The sequence below is a fragment of the Pararhizobium sp. DWP1-1-3 genome (assembly GCF_049896125.1).
Taxonomy (GTDB): Bacteria; Pseudomonadota; Alphaproteobacteria; order Rhizobiales; family Rhizobiaceae; genus Pararhizobium.
Window position 1 is genome coordinate 25,370 of record NZ_JAFCTR010000026.1, and the last position, 14,688, is coordinate 40,057.

The 14,688-nt window shown below is 59.7% G+C and carries 14 protein-coding genes; 11 read left to right on the forward strand and 3 right to left on the reverse strand.

Features of this window, described 5'->3' with window-relative positions:
- Positions 1-219 precede the first annotated feature (219 nt).
- On the forward strand, positions 220-438 hold the full coding sequence (locus ACP7BS_RS28545) for a hypothetical protein (RefSeq protein WP_426240795.1): 219 nt from the start codon (positions 220-222) through the stop codon (positions 436-438).
- Positions 439-563: 125 nt separating this feature from the next.
- On the forward strand, positions 564-1,046 hold the full coding sequence (locus tag ACP7BS_RS28550; protein WP_426240796.1) for a BA14K family protein: 483 nt from the start codon (positions 564-566) through the stop codon (positions 1,044-1,046).
- An 85-nt stretch (positions 1,047-1,131) separates the two neighbouring features.
- Here ACP7BS_RS28550 and ACP7BS_RS28555 read toward each other — a convergent pair whose 3' ends face one another.
- From ACP7BS_RS28555 to ACP7BS_RS28565, 3 genes are read right to left on the reverse strand one after another with little or no spacing between them, the layout of a single operon-like run.
- Positions 1,132-2,610, reverse strand: coding sequence for an aldehyde dehydrogenase family protein (locus ACP7BS_RS28555; protein ID WP_426240797.1), 1,479 nt, complete (start codon positions 2,608-2,610; stop codon positions 1,132-1,134).
- 14 nt (positions 2,611-2,624) lie between these two features.
- On the reverse strand, positions 2,625-3,890 hold the full coding sequence (locus tag ACP7BS_RS28560; RefSeq protein WP_426240798.1) for a glycosyltransferase: 1,266 nt from the start codon (positions 3,888-3,890) through the stop codon (positions 2,625-2,627).
- A 15-nt stretch (positions 3,891-3,905) separates the two neighbouring features.
- Positions 3,906-4,835, reverse strand: coding sequence for an FCD domain-containing protein (locus ACP7BS_RS28565; protein WP_426240799.1), 930 nt, complete (start codon positions 4,833-4,835; stop codon positions 3,906-3,908).
- 310 nt (positions 4,836-5,145) lie between these two features.
- On the opposite strand from ACP7BS_RS28565, the gene ACP7BS_RS28570 reads away from it, so the two are divergent.
- The 9 genes from ACP7BS_RS28570 to ACP7BS_RS28610 all read left to right on the forward strand — a co-directional run bounded on the left by ACP7BS_RS28570 (position 5,146) and on the right by ACP7BS_RS28610 (position 14,435).
- Positions 5,146-6,198 (forward strand): polyamine ABC transporter substrate-binding protein, encoded by a 1,053-nt coding sequence (locus ACP7BS_RS28570; RefSeq protein ID WP_426240800.1) that lies wholly within the window; start codon positions 5,146-5,148, stop codon positions 6,196-6,198.
- A 246-nt stretch (positions 6,199-6,444) separates the two neighbouring features.
- Entirely contained in the window at positions 6,445-7,281 is an 837-nt protein-coding gene (locus tag ACP7BS_RS28575; RefSeq protein WP_426240806.1) for an ABC transporter permease, read from the forward strand.
- Positions 7,274-8,065, forward strand: a complete 792-nt coding sequence (locus ACP7BS_RS28580; RefSeq protein WP_426233233.1) for an ABC transporter permease — start codon at positions 7,274-7,276, stop codon at positions 8,063-8,065. Before ACP7BS_RS28575 ends, ACP7BS_RS28580 begins: the two co-directional genes overlap by 8 nt.
- Positions 8,062-9,123 (forward strand): ABC transporter ATP-binding protein, encoded by a 1,062-nt coding sequence (locus tag ACP7BS_RS28585; RefSeq protein ID WP_426240801.1) that lies wholly within the window; start codon positions 8,062-8,064, stop codon positions 9,121-9,123. Before ACP7BS_RS28580 ends, ACP7BS_RS28585 begins: the two co-directional genes overlap by 4 nt.
- A gap of 16 nt (positions 9,124-9,139) precedes the next feature.
- The gene (locus tag ACP7BS_RS28590) at positions 9,140-10,435 is read left to right on the forward strand and encodes a nucleotide disphospho-sugar-binding domain-containing protein (protein ID WP_426240807.1); all 1,296 of its coding nucleotides are present in this window, start codon (positions 9,140-9,142) and stop codon (positions 10,433-10,435) included.
- A 218-nt stretch (positions 10,436-10,653) separates the two neighbouring features.
- On the forward strand, positions 10,654-11,016 hold the full coding sequence (locus ACP7BS_RS28595) for a cupin domain-containing protein (RefSeq protein ID WP_426240802.1): 363 nt from the start codon (positions 10,654-10,656) through the stop codon (positions 11,014-11,016).
- Between the two features lie 88 nt (positions 11,017-11,104).
- Positions 11,105-11,452: a cupin domain-containing protein gene (locus ACP7BS_RS28600; protein WP_426240803.1), complete on the forward strand. Its 348-nt coding sequence runs from the start codon at positions 11,105-11,107 to the stop codon at positions 11,450-11,452.
- 168 nt (positions 11,453-11,620) lie between these two features.
- Positions 11,621-13,126 carry an aldehyde dehydrogenase family protein gene (locus ACP7BS_RS28605; protein WP_426240804.1) on the forward strand — a complete coding sequence of 502 codons (1,506 nt, stop codon included), beginning with the start codon at positions 11,621-11,623 and terminating at the stop codon, positions 13,124-13,126.
- Positions 13,127-13,241: 115 nt separating this feature from the next.
- Positions 13,242-14,435 (forward strand): saccharopine dehydrogenase family protein, encoded by a 1,194-nt coding sequence (locus ACP7BS_RS28610; RefSeq protein WP_426240805.1) that lies wholly within the window; start codon positions 13,242-13,244, stop codon positions 14,433-14,435.
- The last annotated feature ends 253 nt before the right edge of the window (positions 14,436-14,688 follow it).

Sequence of the window (14,688 nt, forward strand, 5' to 3'; positions counted from 1 at the left end):
GGGGCAAGGGGGTCATTGATACTCGCTGGATTTGACTGCGAACGCGGTGAGGCCTTGGTGACATATTTTCCTCGCCGGCAACAGATTTACCTGTTGCATGTTTATCCGGATGTTTGCCTTGAGCAGGTCGAACAGGGTGATGTATTGGACCCATCTGTGTTCGTGGTCGCGATAAGTGTCGAATGCAGCCTCGACATGGCCAGAAGGAGCCGCCCATTCATGGCCGAAAACAAGCTGGATACGATTGCCCTTCTTAAGGCGATCGCCGATAGCCCGAAGCGTGACAACAGTGCCTATCACCGGGCGATGGCCGAGGCACGTCAGGCTTTCGAAGATGCGGAGGCTGCGTTGGGCGGGCCGGTCCGGGTGCGCACAAAGACCAAGCTAAAGCGCAGCGGCGAGTTTACGGTCAAATGGACATTCAAGCGCGTAACGTGAAAAATGGCTCTGAAAAGGCGCTTATCGCGTGCGGTGCGATCACAATATGGTTATTTTGATTCAATCGGGGCACAAAACTGTCTCTGGAAGCGTTTAATAGGCTGAAAGGTAAAATGGTGACTCACATGAAAATGTTCGCAATCATTAGTTTATCGCTGGCCACCGCCTTTTCAAGCGTTGCGCCGGCTCAGGCATTTCCATCCATCGAACGTCCAAAGCTTCAAGTGACGGATGTTCAGCAGGTCGAGTCTTATCGCAGTTCCTGGGGCATTGGCCGTTATGGCGGCAATCGCGGTCCCTACATCAGGCGCCAATACCGCAATGGCGGCTACTACGACAATCGACGCAATTACCGCGACTACGGCAACTACCGACGCTACCGTGATTACGATAACAACTATGGTGCGGCGTTTGGCGGTCTGGCTGCCGGGGCCATCATCGGCGGCCTTCTCGCCCAACCGAGATATTATGATGGCGGCCGGCGCTACTACCGCACCGGTGGTTCGCATGCCGATTGGTGCTTCGCGCGATATCGCTCCTACAGGGCTTATGACAACACATTTCAACCTTACAACGGTCGCCGGCGTCAGTGCATTTCGCCCTACTGACGTCAGTGGTCGATGACGGTAAATCATAAAGGGTGGGACGAGGTGACCTGTCCTTTATGAGGCGTACGGATGTTTCCGTTGCGCCTCACTGCTTGAGATACCATCCCCACGGCTCGTCGCTGTTGAAGCGGGTGATCTGTTTGGTTTCGAGATAGTTCGACAGCCCCCAATGGCCGAGTTCGCGACCGATACCGGATTGTTTATAACCGCCCCAAGGGGCCTCGACGAAGGTCGGCTGCGAGCAGTTGACCCAAACGATACCGGCGCGTAAAGCTTCGGCGACGCGTTCGGCGCGGATCACATCCTTCGACATCACGGCGGCGGCTAGCCCAAATCGGCTGTCATTGGCCATGCGGATAGCTTCATCCTCATCCTTGAACGGCTTGACGCAGACGACCGGGCCAAAAATTTCCTCCTTCCAGACATAGCTGTCCTCGCTCATGCCGGTGAGCACCGTCGGTTCCAGGAAATAACCGCTGTTGAGGCCCGCCGGACGGCTGCCTCCATAAGCGACCGTGGCGCCGTCGATGCGGGCGCGATCGATGGCCGAGGTGATCTTGTCATACTGGCCTTTGGAAACGATCGGGCCGAGCAGCGTGCCGTCTTCCATGCCGTTGCCAATCTTAATCTTGGCTGCTTCCTCGCACAGGCGCGAAACCACGGCGTCATAAATCCCGGCTTCGACCAGCACGCGCGAGGTTGCCGAACAGACCTGGCCCTGGTTCCAGAAAATGCCGAACATGATCCACTCAACGGCTTTTTCGATATCGCTGTCGGCGAAGATGACGAAGGGCGATTTGCCGCCGAGTTCGAGGCTGACGGTCTTGATGTCCTGCGCGCCGGCCATCATCACCTTGCGGCCGGTGGAAACCGAGCCTGTAAAGGCGAGTTTATCGACCAGCGGATGTTCGGTCAGCGGTTCGCCGGCCTGCACCCCGGTGCCGGTGATGATGTTGAGCACGCCGGCCGGAAGATCGACTTCCTCTGCAATCACGCCGAGTTCGAGCGCGGTGAGCGGCGTCAGTTCCGAGGGTTTGAGGACCATGGTGCAGCCGGCGGCGAGGGCCGGCGCGACTTTCCAGGAGACCATCAGCAGCGGGTAGTTCCAGGGCGTGATGGCGCCGACCACACCCAACGGTTCACGCACGACCCGCGAAGAAAAACGCGGCTCGCTGAGCGGGATGGTCTCTTCCGGGTGGTGATCGAGTTCTTCTGCCAGAGTGGCATAATAGTTGAAACAGCCAGCGACGTCGTCGATATCCCAGAGCGCTTCCGGCAGCGGCTTGCCATTGTCGGCGACCTCGAGCCTGGCGAGAAACTCGCGTTTCTCTGTGACTTTGGCGGCGATGGCGCGCAGGTAGACGGCACGCTCGGTGCCGGTGAATTTCGGCCAGGGGCCGGAATCAAAGGCGTAGCGAGCGGCTTTGACGGCCTTGTCGATATCGCCACTGGTGCCGGCCGGGGCCTTGTGGATGACCTGTTCGGTGGCGGGGTCGATGACATCCAGCGTGCCGCCTTTCTCAGGCCTTACCCACGCACCGTCGATATAAAGCCTGTCCTGCATGCCAACGTCCTTGTTTAAATCAGATCGAGTATCGCCTTGGCGGCCACCGTCACGCCGGCGGACTTTTTCATCATCGCGGAATTGGCCGCAAGTGTATCGCGCAGTGTGGAATTGTCGAGCAGGCCGGTAATCGTTGCGGCTAGTTCGCCGTCCGTCCAGCGGTAACGGTCGATCCTCTTGCCGACACCGACATCCTCGGCGCGGCGCGCATTGTCGTGGCCATCCCAGCAGAACGGCATGACCAGCGACGGCACGCCGAAATACAGCGCTTCGCAAAAACTGTTATTGCCGCCGTGATGGATGAACAGGCTCGACTGTTCGACGACGGACGGCTGCGGAAACCAGCTTTCGAGAAAGACATTGTCGGGGATGCGGCTGTACTCGTTACGCCAGGGCCCGACATTGACGATGAAGCGATAGGGCAGGGTTTCGAAAACACCGATCATCCGCTTGATCATCGACACGTCCATGGCGCCGAGACTGCCGAAACTCACAAGCACCAGCGGCGCCTCCTGATGCGAGGCGAAATGCGGCAGCGTATAGGGAGCTTCCTGCCGGACGCAGCCGTCGAGATAGACGAATTGTTTCCGATCGAGCGGTTTTTCACGCTCGAAGCGCACGGCATCCGGCGAGAGAAGCAGATTGAGGTACGGCGAGTTTTCAAGAAATTCGCTTGGCGGCAGCGGGTTGAGGCCGCATTCCGCGAGGAACGCATTCATGCGTTTCTGCGCTGGCGCCACCGCCTTGGCATAGGCGCGTGCAAACGCCGGCCAATCCGTGCCGGGCTCGCCACCGCAGCCGGAGAGATAGGGCGGAACTTGCGGATCGGGCAACTCCGTCTCGGCGCAGGAGACAACCCGGATCCACGGTACGCCGGCATTGGCAACCGCCGGGAACATCACGACGTTGTCGAGCACGATGGCCGCCGGTTTCAGTTGCGCCAGCAACTGGCGAAGTGGTTCCTCCGCTGCGATTGCCGTGTCGACGATCGCCTCCCAGGTCGGGGCGACATAGCTTTTTACCTGCTCAAGCGGCGTTTGCCGGAAGGCGTCCTGATGCCTGTTGATGAAGTCGGTCCAGTCGGTCTGGCTCTTCGTTCCGGCTGACTGCAGCAGATATTCAGGAAAACCATATTCGCTGAAGACGCCGCGAAAGCCTGGATGGCAGATGAAGACCGGGCGGGCGCCCAGCCGGCGCAGTTCCTGGGCGATGCCGACACAGTTGAGGGCTGCGCCGTAACTGGCTTCCGGGAAAAAGGCGATCACCTTGGGCTGGCTCATGCGTGCACCAAATATCTAGCCCACGACCTTGAAGACGGGCGGGACGCCACGCCCGGCAAGGCGTGGCCGCTGCGAATGGGAAAGCTGGATATGCACGCGCATCAGGTCGGCCGCAAGCTCAAGCTGGCCGCGCTCGATCTGTTCCAGCATCTGGATATGCTCCATGTTGGACTGCATCAGCCGGAAGGCGTTGACATGCACCGGCGGTTGGCTGGAGCGGCGGCGGCGGTGATGGCTCGACAGAGCCTCCGACATGAAGGGATTGCCGCAGCTTTTGGCGATCAGCATGTGAAAGTCGAAATCGGTGCGCTCGAACAGTTTCTGATCGAAGCCGTTTTCCGTCATCGAGCGGAGGATCTCCATCGATTGCCGAAGCGAGGTGATCGCCGCAGCGTCGCGGCGGAAACCGGGCATGGTGAGCGCAAGCGGTTCGCAGGACAGCCGATATTCGAAACTCTTGGCAACGGCATCGCCACTGATGGCGAACTGCTTGATCAGCCATTGCTGGCCGGCGGCGCGTTCCGCCAAGTTTTCCTCGGCCAGCCGCGTCAGCGCGTTTTGCACCGCATTGCGGGATGCATCATAGCGGCGCTGCAGGCTGGCGACGGTCTGGGAAACACTGATGCGTCCGGCCGAGACGTCGCGCAGGATGGCGTTGTAAAGCTCGGTTTCCTCGGCCGGCTGCGTCGTATCCTCCAGTCCAGGAAATGAAGCCGGATCGATGGCAAGCAGATAACCGCCCTCTGTCTCGGCCGTGACGATCGATTTTTCAGCGAGGAACTGCAGAGCCTTGCGTATCGGGGTGCGCGAAACGTTGCAGCGGGAGGCGAGCGCCTGTTCCGGCAGCCGCTCGCCGCGGCTCATGCCGCGTTCTGTGGCGATATCGAGTATTTTTTGCGCCAGTTCAACATGGCGATGATTTACCTTTTTCGCCTCTGCTTGCATCGCCTGTACCTTTGAATGCGATAGATTTAAAGCACATGCTGCATCTTCTGTAAAAGGTCTGCAAGAGCGTTTTTTAAATTTTCGCCACTGGTACGATTTTGTATTGACGTATTTTTTTTATAAATAATACTGCCTGACGAAGCGAGGCATAGACCGGATAATCGGCGCGCCGCTTTGGGAACAGAGGTTGAACCCTCGGGTGAGGCATTGCGTATTACCGCGATACCTTCCGGGACGATGTATTTGCGCATGCGGCGATGGCCCAAGATCTGCTTGGCATCCGGGCTGCGCCAGCAACGGGAGACTACCCTTGAAAACGTCAGTGAAATTGCGCCTGGCCAGTCTTGCCGCGACAGCCATGGTTCTTTCTGCAGGAACGGCGCTATCGGCCGATCTCGTCATTTCCAATTGGGCCGGATACATGGCGCCGGATATTGCCGAGACCTTCAAGGCGGCGACCGGGCTGACGATCGAGGTGGTCAACCACGCCACCAACGAAGAGATCATGGGCAAGCTGATGGCGGGCCAGGGCAAGGGGTACGATGTCGTGTTCGTCTCTTCGCCGTTCGCCCATATCCTCAATGGCCAAGGCCTGCTGGAGCCGCTTGGGCCTGAGAAGGTGCCGAACCTCAAAAATCTCTATCCCCAGGCGACCAAGCTGGCGTTCGATCCGGGCAATGCCTATGCCATCCCCTATGCCTGGGGCACGACAGGTCTTTGCTATCGCTCCGATCTGGTCGAAGGAACGCCGGACAGCTGGTCCTATCTTCTGACGCCGCCGGACGCGCTGAAGGGCAAGATTACCATGCTCTCGACCGACCGCTGGCTTATGGCGCCGGCCCTGCTTCTGAAAGGCTATTCGGTCAACGAGAAGGATCCGGCCAAGATCGAAGAGGCCAAGAACCTTTTGATCGAAGCGAAGAAGACGTTGCTCGCCTATGACGACACGACTTTCTTCTCCAAGCTCGTCTCCGGTGAAGCTTCGCTGGTGCAGGCCTGGGACGGCTGGTGCAATTACGGCATTGCCGAGAACGACAAGATCAAGTTCGTCGTGCCGAAGGAAGGCTCCGATCTCTGGATCGATACGATGGTCGTGATGAAGAATTCCGAGCACAAGGAAGCGGCGCTGAAGTTCCTCGACTTCATCCTCGAAGCCAAGAACCACGCCTGGGCGGCCTCGAACATCTTCTACGAAGTGCCCAACAAGCCCGCCATGGAAAGCCTCGATCCGGAACTGATCAAGAAATACCCGACCATGGGCGTGTCGCCGGAAACGCTGGTCAAATACGAGGAATTGCAGGACCTCGGTGAAGCCCAGCGCGCGTATTCGCGTGCGGTCAGCGAGATCAAGGCGGCGAATTGAGTGAATGCCCTCTTCTCCCCAGCGGGGAGAAGTGCCGAGCGAAAGCGAGGCGATGAGGGGGTGTCGCCGCGTGTCGCAGAGCCTGCGGCCCCCTCATCCGGCCCTACGGGCCACCTTCTCCCCGCTGGGGAGAAGAGGGAGTGAGCCTGCCGCCTCAATTTCAAAAACCCTGTTCCGGCCCGCGGGACGTGACATTTAAAACCCGGAGTCTTTTTCTTGTCCTCGCAGACGGTTCGTTCCAATCTCATGGCTCTGCCTGCCGTTGCGTGGCTCGTCCTGTTCATGGTCGTTCCGTGCCTGATCATTCTTGCCTATGCGTTCCTGACGCGCGGGCTCTATGGCGGCATCGAATACACGCTGACGGCGGAGAATTTTCAGCGGGTCATCGATCCGCTTTATGCGAAGATTTTCCTGACATCGGTGCGCATCGCAGGCTTGGCGACCTTGCTGGCGATCCTGATTGCCTATCCCGCCGCCTATGCCATCCGCCTGGCACCGAAGCGGACGCAGCCGCTGCTGCTGTTTTTTGCCGTTCTGCCATTCTGGAGCAATTACCTGATCCGCACCTATGCCTGGATCGTGCTCTTGAACCGCGAAGGCCTGATCAACAATCTGCTGCGCTGGTTTGGTTACGAGGGCGAGCCGCTGGCGCTCCTTTATAGTGAAGGCGCTGTCATTACCGGCCTGGTCTACAACTATCTGCCCTTCGTGATCCTCGCCATCTATTCCAGCCTGTCGCGGCTAAACGGCGAACTGATCGAGGCATCGCGCGATCTCGGCGCTTCGCGGATACGGACATTCCTGCGCGTGACCCTGCCGCTGACCATGCCGGGCGTGGCTGCCGGTGGCGTGTTCGTGTTCGTGCTGTCGATCGGCAATTTCGTCACCCCGGCGCTGCTCGGTGGCGGCCGGTTCCAGATGATCGGCAATCTCGTCTATGATCAGTTCCTCACCGCCAACGACTGGCCGTTCGGTGCAGCACTCGGCATGGTGTTGATCGCCATCATGATCGGTCTGCTGCTTCTGCAGGCGCGCGCCTCGGCGCGCTTCAGCGGCGAAAGGCAGGAGGCGGCCAATGGCTGATGCCCTGCGCACCAAACTGACAGGGCGGACCATCCTCGTCCTAGTCTTCGGCTTCCTCTATCTGCCGATCGCGGTTCTCGTGCTGTTGTCGTTCAACGAAAGCGGCCTGCCGACGACTTGGTCTGGCTTTTCGCTGCGCTGGTACGTCTCGCTCGCCAATAACGGCGATATCCTGCATGCCGCCTGGAACACGCTGGTCGTGGCGATCTTCGCGACGCTGATCGCCACCGTACTCGGAACCATGCTGGCGATCGGCATGGAAACGCGCAAGCGCAAGAGCACGGCTCTCGAAGCGCTGGCGTTTGCGCCGATGGTCATTCCCGATATCGTGCTGGCCGTGGCACTTCTCACCCTGTTTTCGCGTCTGAACGTGACGATGGGCCTGCCGACGATCATCATCAGTCACGTGATCTTCGATCTCGCCTTCGTCTGCTCCGTGGTGCGCGCCCGGTTGAAGAATTTCGACTTCTCGATTGTCGAGGCTTCTCGCGATCTCGGAGCTTCGCCGTTCACCACCTTCTGGCGGATCACCTTTCCGGTTTTGCTGCCAGCCATCATCGCTGGTGCGCTGCTTGCCTTCACCCTGTCGGTCGATGAATTCATCATCGCCTTCTTCACCTCTGGCGCCGGGCGCTCCTCCATCACCCTGCCGATGCAGATCTATTCGATGATCCGCTTCGGCGTGACGCCGGAAATCAATGCGCTCGCCACCATCGTCATGGGCGTCAGTGCTACTGCCCTGCTCCTTTCGCAATGGCTGAACAAAGAACAGATGACCCGATGAACACTTCTTTCAAAGCCCCGGTTCTGGCGGTCGACAATGTCGTCAAGCGCTTCGGCAAGACCATCGCGGTCAACGGCCTGTCGCTGGATATAAGAGAGAACGAATTTTTCGCGCTGCTCGGCCCGTCCGGCTGCGGCAAGACCACGCTTTTGCGGATGATTGCCGGGTTCGAAGTGCCGGACGAAGGCCGTATCCGGCTGGCAGGGAACGACATCACCGGGCAGGCGCCGGAAAAGCGGCCGCTCAACCTGATGTTCCAGTCCTACGCCCTGTTTCCGCATATGACGGTTCGGCAGAACCTGGCCTACGGTCTAGAAATGGAACGGCTTGCCAAGCCCGAAATTTCGGCGCGCGTCAAGGAGATGTTGAAGACCACGGACCTGCAGGCGCTGGCCGAGCGCAAGCCGGCTGAGCTTTCCGGTGGGCAGAAACAGCGTGTGGCTCTCGCCCGCGCGCTGATCAAGCGGCCGAAGGTCTTGCTTCTCGACGAACCGCTTGGCGCGCTCGACAAGAAGCTGCGCGAAAAAATGCAGCTGGAGCTGAAGCGGCTGCAAAATGAGGTCGGGATCACCTTCATCGTCGTCACGCACGATCAGGAGGAGGCGCTGGTCATGGCCGATCGGGTCGCGGTTTTAAAAGACGGCAGCATCCTGCAATGCGGCACGCCGGAGGAAGTCTATGAGCGGCCGGCCAACCGCTTCGTTGCAGGCTTTATCGGCGTGATGAATTTCATCGAGGGCGAGATCGGCAGCGATGCCCAGTTTCGCTCAGGCGGCGAAGCATTCGTCTGCAATACCGAAGGTCTGAAACGCAACGGCAAGGCTGTGCTGGCAATCCGGCCGGAAAATATCATGTTGAGCCCGGTAGGCTCCGGGATCGCCGGAACCGTGGTCGATGCCGCCTATCACGGTCTCGACCGGCAACTCTACGTCAAGACGGCTCTATCGGCCGTACCCCTTCAGGTTCGCGTGGCGGCCACCGGGGCAGCCATTGTGCAGACAGGCGCTGCAGTAACGCTCGGGTTCGACGCTGCAGCCTGCCGGATTTTCCAGGACTAAAGAAAACAAGAGGGAACTGATGTCCAAGACGATTGCATTCTTTCCGGAAGCGGCCTTCGGCCCGGCGCTCAATTCCGTCGGCATCGCGCAGGCTGTCGAGGCGCTCGGCCACAAGGCCGTCTTCCTGTCCGATCCCGGTTTCGTCGATGTCTACAAGGGTTATGGCTTCGAAGCCTATCCGGTGAACCTCTCGGCGCCGATGCCGCCGGAACAGATGGCAAAGTTCTGGGAGGATTTTATCAACGGCCACATCCCGAACTTCCGCAAAAGCCCCTACGACCAGATCGGCAACTATGTGCGCGACTGCTGGGAGGCGATCGTCGACAGCGCCAAGTGGGCGCAGAAGGATCTGCCGGGCGTGCTGGCGAAGATCAAGCCCGACCTGATCTGCGTCGACAATGTCATCCTGTTTCCGGCGATCAAGCAGTTCGGCAAGCCTTGGGTGCGGATCATCTCCTGCTCGGAAAACGAGATCGAAGACGAAAACATCCCGCCACATCTGTCCGGTTGCCGTCAGGACGATCTGGCCGGTCATGCCGCCTACCGTGAAGAGTTCAACGCGGTGATCAAGCCGATCCATGAGGATTTCAATGGCTTCCTCGCGTCGACCGGGGAGGCAGCCTATCCGATCGGCCAGTTCTTCGAGGCGTCGCCCTTCATGAACCTGTTGCTCTATCCGGAATCGGTGAAGTTCGATCGTGAACATCCTCTCGATCCGAAACAGTTTCAATATCTCGAAGGCTGCGTGCGCAAGGAAAAACCCTACGACGTCCCGGTCTTTGCCGAGAACAATGACAAACCTCTTCTTTATATATCCTTTGGCAGTCTTGGCGCTGGCGATACCGATCTTCTGAAGCGGCTGATCACCACAATTGGAAAACTGCCCTATCGCGCGTTGGTCAATGTCGGAGACTATAAGGAGCAGTATAGCGACCTGCCTGGTAATATCATTGTCGATAGCTGGTTTCCGCAACCGTCCGTTATTCCGCAGATCGATGCGGCCATCCATCACGGTGGCAACAACTCGTTCACCGAATGCCTCTATTTCGGCAAGCCGGCGATCATCATGCCCTATGTCTGGGATGGCCACGACAATGCCACCCGCGTCGATGAGACCGGCCATGGCTTCAAGATGCCGCGCTACGACTGGACGGACGAGGAACTGGCCGCCAAGCTCGATGCCTGCATCAACGATCCGAAGATGAAGGCGAAATTGGCAGCGACCAGCGCCCATATGCAGTCGCAGAACGGCCCGGCAAAGGCCGCCGCCATTCTCGACCAATTGGCCATGAGGGGGAAGTTCGATGGCTGAAGCGGCACAACTCCTGACGGTGTGCGGGTACCCCCCTCTGTCACTGCGTGACATCTCCCCCACAAGGGTGGAGATCATTCTTTTTCCTCACCGCGTTCAACGCCAGGAAGGCCCAGCATTGGCGGCTGATCTCCCCCCTTGTGGGGGAGATGTCGGCCTTCGGGTCTTGCCTCTGGCAAGCCCGAGGACAGGCTCTGCCGACAGAGGGGGGCCTCTCAATGGTTGAACCCAAGTCATCCACCGCCCCCTACATCTACAACGCCACCACCACTGATGATCTCGTCGATTGGGGCTTGCAGCCCGACAGTGTCGAGGGCCAGTCGAAATCGACCGGGCGGCTCGTACACAAGGGGCCGAACAACCAGCCGGAATCCGGCATCTGGGTCTGCACGCCCGGCCGCTGGCGGCTGTCGATCCCGCGCGACGAGTTCTGCCATTTCGTCGCTGGCCGTGCCGTCTATCGTTCCGACGAGGGTGAAGTGATCGAGGTCGAGGCGGGCACGGTGGTGATGTTTCCCGGCGGCTGGACCGGCGAGTGCCACGTGATCGAGACCATGCGCAACATCTACATGCTGGTCTGACCGGCCGGACTTGAAACTACTGCAGCGGTTTCTTGGCGTTTCTCCAAACGCCGCCGCTTCCCAAAGAAAAGACGAAAGGAAACACGCCATGACCGCAACACCATTGATGCGCAAGCCGCTCGAACAGACCGACCTCAAGGACTGGGGCGTCATCTCGACGATGATCGAAGGGGAGAGCCGAACGACCGGCAAGCTGATCCGCAAGGGCCCGAACGGTGAATCCGAATGCGGGCTCTGGGTCTGCACACCCGGCAAGTGGGACTGCCACGTGACGCGCGACGAATTCTGCCACTTCCTCGAAGGCCGCTGCACCTATGTGCATGAATCGGGCGAAGTGATCGAGATCACCCCGGATACGGCCGCCTTCTTCCCGCAGGACTGGAAGGGCGTCTGCACCGTCCATGAGACGATCAAGAAGGTTTACATGATCCGCTGAGGGTTTTGGGGGCAAACCGCGCGGGCAGCCCCCCTCATCCGCCCTTCGGGCACCTTCTCCCATCGGGGAGAAGAGGTAGCGGCGAATTCTGTTCCTCCTCTCCCCGCCGGGGAGAGGGCAGGGTGAGGGGGACTTCACCTCTCGGAATAAAGCGACAAGGAAAACACCATGTTCAATCCAACCGAGCCCGTCTTCTACCGGCATCCGGTCTACATCAAGGCGACGGGGGAGCGTCACACGGTGGTCAACCCCGCGACGCTTGGAAACGAGGGCGTGTTTGCCGAAACGACGGTTGCCGAACTCGATGCGGTGCTGTTTGCCGCCAAACAGGCCCAGTCGGACTGGAAACGTCTCGACGCCAAAAGCCGCGCCACCATCCTGCACAAGATCGCCAACCGGATCGAGGCGACCGACATGCGGACCTGCGCCGAACTGATGTCGCGCGAGATGGGCAAGCCCTATCCGGAAGCGATCGGCGAGGTCGCCAATTGCGCTGGTGCCTTCCGCTATTTCGCCGAGATGGCCCGCGACGAGGCAGGCAAGGTGGCGGGCACGACGCAGGCCGGGTCGTTCCAATATGCGCGCTATGAAGCGCTCGGCACCAGCGTCCACATCATGCCGTTCAATTTCCCGATCCTGTTGATGTGCTGGACGGTGGCGGCGTCGCTGGCGTCGGGCAATGCCTGCATCATCAAGCCGGCGCTGGCGACGACCTTGTCGACGCTGGAATTCATGACTGTCTTCGAGGCCTTGCCGGAAGGGTTGATCGCCTGCATGCCGGGCGGTGCCGAGGTGGCCCAATATCTGATCGCCTCGCCACTCACCCACGCCGTCGCCTTTACCGGTTCGGTTGCCGCCGGCCGGGCCGTGGCCTCGGCCGCTGCCGGCCAGATGAAGCCGGCGGTGATCGAGGCGGGTGGCAGCGATCCGATGATCATCACTGCACATGCGCCGCTCGATGTTGCGGCCGCCGGTGCTGTCACTGCCGCATTCCATCTGTCCGGCCAAGTCTGCACCTCGGCCGAACGTTTCTTCGTCGTCGACAGCGTCCATGATGCGTTCATCGAGAAATTTGCCGCGCAGGCCCGCCGCCTGCGCATCGGCAATGGCTTGACCAGAGCCGAGATCGGCCCGCTGGTCAGCGATGCCGCGCGCAAAAAGGTGATCCGGCTTGTCGAGGATGCCAAAGCCAAGGGCGCAACCGTTATCCTTGGCGGCAAGATTCCGGAGAGCGAACCGGTTGGCTGGTTCTATGAACCGACGATCCTCACCGGCTGCACGCCGGACATGGCGATTATGCAGGAAGAATGTTTCGGCCCGGTCGCGGCTGTTGCTCGCGTCGCGGATTTCGACGAGGCGGTCCGGCTTGCCAATGACAGTCCTTTTGGCCTCGGCGCTTCGGTGTTCACCACCAGCCTGGAGGAGGCGATGGAAGCGGCTGAGCGGCTGGACTCCGGCATGGTCTGGGTCAACAATCCGATGATCGACAATGATGCATTGCCCTTCGGCGGCTGGAAGGCATCCGGTATGGGCCGTGAGCTCGGCCGCCAGGGGCTCGATGCCTTCCGCCGCTCGAAAATGGTGATCATCGACCACAAGCCGGTCATTCACGAGTGGTGGTACCCCTATCCCGACAGCTGGTTTTACGAGGAAGGCGGGCGCAAGCACGTCTGACAAATTCTCTTCTCCCCAGCGGGGAGAGGTGGCGCAAAGCGCCGGATGAGGGGGCGCAGCTCTCTGAAGAAACTGATGCCCACAGGGCCAAGAATTCGAAAAGGACATTTGGATTATGAAAATCTCCATTCTCGGTGGCGCCGGCCTGATGGGCGCCGGTATCGTCCGCGACCTGGTTTCCGACCGCGCCATTGTCGATATTTCGACGATCCGCATCTGCGACACGTCGCGCGAGCGCATGGAAAGCCTTGTTGCTGATCTCGGCGACTCGCGGCTGGAGTTGTTCGACCTCAATGTGACCGACCCGGCGCGGCTGGCGGAAGCGATCGAGGGCGCCGATCTCTGCATCAACTGTGTGCCCACCCTGCTCGGTTTCCAGATGACCATCTTCGAGGCGGCACTATCCGCAAAGGTCGCCTATATGGATCTGGGCGGCCTCGGCACGTTCACCGTCAAGCAGATCGCCGAGCATGAGCGCTTCAAGGCGGCGGGCGTCACCGCCGTTGTTGGCGTCGGTGCCGATCCCGGCATGTCCAACGTCATCTGCCGGGCGGTGGCCGACGAACTCGATACGATCGAGAAGATCAACCTCTATTGGGCGGCTGAATTGACCGGCGATGAAAACCCGATCCTGATGCCGCCCTATAGCGTCTCGACGGTTCTGGCCGAGTATGCTCATCCGAGCACGCAGTTCCTCAGTGGCAAACATGTCGAATGCGCGCCGATGACGGGCAGGGAAGTGCTCGACCTGCCGGAACCGTGGGGACGCTGCGAATTCATGTATTCGCCGCATTCCGAACAACTGACCGTGCCGCTTGCCGACGGCATTCGCGACAAGGGCATCCAGGAGTTCACCTGGAAACTGCATCTGCCGCACCGCGAGCATGAGGCCTGGGTTGGTCTGGTGAAGGCCGGCTTTGGTGATTTCAACGATCCGGTCGAGGTCGGCGGCGTGTCGGTCAAGCCGCTGGATGTGCTCAACGCCGTCATCCAGCGCAACATTGCCCGCAACCCGCACCGCATTCCGCAGCAGGAGAGTTCGGAGATCCACTTTGCCATCGGCCGGGGCCTGAAGGATGGCAGGCCGGTCGAGGTCCGCTATGAAGTGATCGTCACGCCGGATGAGATGTATGCGCCCTATGTCGATGCCGGCACGTCGATGAGCGCGTCGATTGCGGCTCAGCTGGTCTTGAAGAACCCGAAGCGGCCCGGCGTATGGGCGCCGGAGGAATACTTCACGGCAGCCGATTTCTTCCCCGAACTGGAGAAGCGCAAGTTCAAGGTAAGCCACAGCGTAAGGGCGCTTTAGGGCGCCTTTTACCTCCTCGTTGCTCTTTTCTAATTTTGACCATTTGGACAACATTCCGGCTCGTGGATTGGGTGTGATTTGCGGGATTCTGGGGTGCGTTTGGCTTGTTCTCGAAATACACCAACAATAACAGACACTTATCAAAAACTTCATTTTCTTTCAAAGTCTGTGTTGACTTGTTTCGGGTGTGTCGCCTATAAACCGCTCACCAACGAGGGCGGCGGCGCTGCTGGCGACCGACGAACTCGCTCTG

Excerpts from the sequence above, each read along its gene's own strand:
- ACP7BS_RS28610 (WP_426240805.1), top strand. The coding sequence starts at position 13,242 with ATGAAAATCTCCATTCTCGGTGGCGCCGGCCTGATGGGCGCCGGTATC.
- ACP7BS_RS28555 (WP_426240797.1), bottom strand. The coding sequence starts at position 2,610 with ATGCAGGACAGGCTTTATATCGACGGTGCGTGGGTAAGGCCTGAGAAA.
- ACP7BS_RS28585 (WP_426240801.1), top strand. The coding sequence starts at position 8,062 with ATGAACACTTCTTTCAAAGCCCCGGTTCTGGCGGTCGACAATGTCGTC.
- ACP7BS_RS28575 (WP_426240806.1), top strand. The coding sequence starts at position 6,445 with ATGGCTCTGCCTGCCGTTGCGTGGCTCGTCCTGTTCATGGTCGTTCCG.
- ACP7BS_RS28565 (WP_426240799.1), bottom strand. The coding sequence starts at position 4,835 with ATGCAAGCAGAGGCGAAAAAGGTAAATCATCGCCATGTTGAACTGGCG.
- ACP7BS_RS28580 (WP_426233233.1), top strand. The coding sequence starts at position 7,274 with ATGGCTGATGCCCTGCGCACCAAACTGACAGGGCGGACCATCCTCGTC.
- ACP7BS_RS28605 (WP_426240804.1), top strand. The coding sequence starts at position 11,621 with ATGTTCAATCCAACCGAGCCCGTCTTCTACCGGCATCCGGTCTACATC.
- ACP7BS_RS28560 (WP_426240798.1), bottom strand. The coding sequence starts at position 3,890 with ATGAGCCAGCCCAAGGTGATCGCCTTTTTCCCGGAAGCCAGTTACGGC.
- ACP7BS_RS28600 (WP_426240803.1), top strand. The coding sequence starts at position 11,105 with ATGACCGCAACACCATTGATGCGCAAGCCGCTCGAACAGACCGACCTC.
- ACP7BS_RS28545 (WP_426240795.1), top strand. The coding sequence starts at position 220 with ATGGCCGAAAACAAGCTGGATACGATTGCCCTTCTTAAGGCGATCGCC.
- ACP7BS_RS28550 (WP_426240796.1), top strand. The coding sequence starts at position 564 with ATGAAAATGTTCGCAATCATTAGTTTATCGCTGGCCACCGCCTTTTCA.
- ACP7BS_RS28595 (WP_426240802.1), top strand. The coding sequence starts at position 10,654 with ATGGTTGAACCCAAGTCATCCACCGCCCCCTACATCTACAACGCCACC.